The 3452-nt window shown below is 70.7% G+C and carries 3 protein-coding genes; all 3 read left to right on the forward strand.

The annotated features are described in order from the left end of the window. Window positions 1–973, forward strand: a 973-nt coding sequence (gene rlmN, locus IE249_RS27910) for a dual-specificity RNA methyltransferase RlmN (protein ID WP_229859394.1), incomplete at its 5' end; no start/stop codon positions are given. A gap of 330 nt (window positions 974–1303) precedes the next feature. Further along, window positions 1304–2386 carry a thiamine ABC transporter substrate-binding protein gene (locus IE249_RS27915; protein WP_189709089.1) on the forward strand — a complete coding sequence of 361 codons (1083 nt, stop codon included), beginning with the start codon at window positions 1304–1306 and terminating at the stop codon, window positions 2384–2386. 56 nt (window positions 2387–2442) lie between these two features. Beyond that, the coding region (locus IE249_RS38685) for an ABC transporter permease (RefSeq protein WP_229859411.1) at window positions 2443–3452 on the forward strand (1010 nt) is incomplete at its 3' end.

The following is a 3452-nucleotide window of genomic DNA, read 5'->3' on the forward strand; positions in this document are numbered from 1 at the left end:
GCAGCTCTCGCAGCACTACTTCGCGCGGTACGCGCACGACCCCGAGCAGTGGACGGACATCCCGGCCGCGTCGCGCGGCAGGCTGCGCGAGGCGCTGCTGCCGGAGCTGATGACGGTCGTACGGCACCTGTCGACCGACCAGGGCACCACGCGCAAGACGCTGTGGCGGCTGTTCGACGGGACGCTCGTCGAGTCCGTGCTGATGCGCTACCCGGACCGGGTGACCATGTGCATCAGCTCGCAGGCCGGGTGCGGGATGAACTGTCCGTTCTGCGCCACCGGGCAGGCCGGCCTCGACCGGAACCTGTCGACCGCCGAGATCGTGCACCAGATCGTCGACGGCATGCGGGCCCTGCGCGACGGCGAGGTGCCCGGAGGCCCGGCGCGGCTGTCCAACATCGTGTTCATGGGCATGGGCGAGCCGCTCGCCAACTACAAGCGCGTCATCGGCGCCATCCGCGCCCTGACCGACCCGGAGCCGGACGGCCTCGGGCTGTCCCAGCGCGGGATCACCGTCTCCACGGTGGGCCTCGTTCCGGCGATCCACCGGCTGGCCGACGAGGGCCTCAAGTGCCGGCTGGCCATCTCCCTGCACGCCCCCGACGACGAGCTGCGCGACACCCTCGTGCCCGTCAACACGCGGTGGAAGGTGCGGGAGGTGCTCGACGCCGGGTTCGAGTACACCGCGAAGTCCGGGCGCCGGCTGTCCATCGAGTACGCGCTCATCCGGGACATCAACGACCAGGCGTGGCGCGGCGACCGGCTCGGCCGGCTCCTCAAGGGCAAGCCGGTGCACGTCAACCTGATCCCGCTCAATCCCACGCCCGGCTCCAAGTGGACCGCCTCGCGGCCCGAGGACGAGAAGGCGTTCGTCGAGGCGATCGCCGCGCACGGCGTGCCGGTGACCGTCCGCGACACCCGCGGGCAGGAGATCGACGGGGCGTGCGGGCAGCTGGCCGCCACCGAGCGGTAGCCGGTCGCCGCCACCGAGCGGTGGCCGGGCAGCCGCGGTGGGCGGGCTGTAATCGGACCGTCGGCGGGCGGTAGTCTGAATTCCGCCGGTGCGCCTCCGCGGGCCGGCCGCACCATCGACATCGCCATATCGACATCTTCATATTCCGACAGGGGAGCGCCACAGCGCTGAGAGTGCGGCAACCTGGCCGCAGACCCTCTGAACCTCGCCCAGGTCATTCTGGGTAGGAAGTTCGGTCATCACTCGAGCTGTTGCGCCCTGCCCGGGCATCCCGCGCGGATCCCGGGCAGGGCCGCGTCTCTTCCTGGTCAACCCCAGGAGGAAAATCCAGTGCACACCAAGACGTTCGTCGCCGTCGCGGCCGGGCTCGGTCTCGTCACGCTGTCCGCGTGCGGCTCCGGCGGCGGCACGACGGACTCCTCGTCCGCCGGGTCCAGGACGGTGACCCTGGTCAGCCACGACTCGTGGGCCGCGTCCAAGAGCGTCATCGCGGCCTTCGAGAAGGAGTCCGGCTACACCGTCAAGGTCCTCAAGGACGGCGACGCCGGCCAGGCCGTCAACAAGGCCATCCTCACCAAGGACAACCCGCAGGGCGACGTCTTCTTCGGCGTCGACAACACGCTGCTCTCCCGGGCCCTGGACAACGGCCTGTTCCAGCCGTACGAGGCCAAGGGGCTCGGCCAGGTCCAGCCCGCCTACCAGCTCGACAAGGACAAGCACCGGGTCACGCCGATCGACTACGGCGACATCTGCGTCAACTACGACAAGAAGTACTTCGCCGACCACAAGCTGACCCCGCCCGCCACCTTCGACGACCTGGTCAAGCCGCAGTACAAGAACCTCCTGGTCACCGAGAACGCCGCCACCTCCTCGCCCGGCCTCGGCTTCCTCCTCGGCAGCGCCGCCGAGTACGGCGACGACGGCTGGCAGGACTACTGGAAGAAGCTCAAGGCCAACGGCGTCAAGGTCGTCGACGGCTGGGAGCAGGCCTACAACCAGGAGTTCTCCGGCTCCGCCGGGGGGAAGAAGGCCAAGGGCGACCGGCCGCTCGTCGTGTCCTACGCCTCCTCGCCCCCCGCCGAGGTGATCTACGCCGACCCCCGGCCGAAGACCGCGCCCACCGGCGTCGCGGACGGCACCTGCTTCCGGCAGACCGAGTTCGCCGGCCTGCTCAGCAACGCGAAGAACACCGAGGGCGGCAAGGCGTTCATCGACTTCCTGATCTCCAAGCGGTTCCAGGAGGACATGCCGCTCAACATGTTCGTCTACCCGGTGGTCAAGGGGGCCGCCGTGCCCGCCGAGTTCACCCAGTACGGGCCCCCGGCGAAGAACCCCGAGAACATGGCCCCCGGCAAGATCGCCGCCAACCGCGACCAGTGGGTCAGGACGTGGACCTCACTCGTACTGAAGTAGCCCGCCGCAAGGGCCGCACCGGCAGGCGCCGGGGGAGCGCGGCGCGGCTCGGCCTGATGGCCGTGCCCGTCGCGTTCTTCGCGGTGTTCTTCGCCTACCCCGTGGCCGCGATCCTCCAGCGCGGCCTGAAGACGGACGGCGCCTGGCGGTTCGGGCCCCTCGCGGACGTGCTCTCCGAACCCGGCATCCGTCACGTGCTGTGGTTCACCACCTGGCAGGCACTCGCCTCCACCGCGCTCACCCTGCTCGTCGCGCTGCCCGCCGCCTACGTCTTCGCCCGCCTGGACTTCCCCGGCCGGCAGGTGCTGCGGGCCGTCGTCACCGTGCCGTTCGTGCTGCCCACCGTCGTGGTCGGCACGGCCTTCCTCGCGCTCGTCGGGCGCGGCGGACTGCTCGACGAGCTGTGGGGCGTACGGCTGGACACCACGGTGTGGGCGATCCTCCTCGCCCACGTCTTCTTCAACTACGCCGTCGTCGTACGGACCGTGGGCGGGTTGTGGGCGCAACTCGACCCCCGGCAGGAGGAGGCCGCGCGGATGCTCGGCGCCTCCCCGCTGACGGCCTGGCGCAAGGTCACGCTGCCCGCCCTCACGCCCGCGGTCGCCGCCGCCGCGCTCATGGTCTTCCTGTTCACCTTCACCTCCTTCGGCATCGTCCAGATCCTCGGCGGCCCCACCTTCTCCACCCTGGAGGTGGAGATCTACCGCCAGACCTCCGACCTGTTCGACCTGTCCACCGCGGCCGTGCTCACCATCGTCCAGTTCCTCGCGGTGGGCGCGGTCCTCGCCGTGCACGCGTGGACCGTACGGCGGCGGGAGAGCGCGCTCAGGCTCGTGGACGCCTCCCGCACCGCACGCCGGCCGCGCGGGGCGGGACAGTGGGTGCTGCTGGCCGGCGTCCTCACGACCGTCGTCGTACTCCTGGTGCTGCCGCTCGCCGTACTGGTGCAGCGCTCGCTCACCGCACCCGGCTTCGGCTACTACCGCGCGCTGACGGACACCGACGGCGGCACCTTCCTCGTGGCGCCCATCGACGCGATCGGCACCTCCCTGTCGTACGCCGCCGC

It is taken from the genome of Streptomyces anandii JCM 4720 (assembly GCF_014650655.1).
Lineage (GTDB): Bacteria > Actinomycetota > Actinomycetes > Streptomycetales > Streptomycetaceae > Streptomyces > Streptomyces anandii.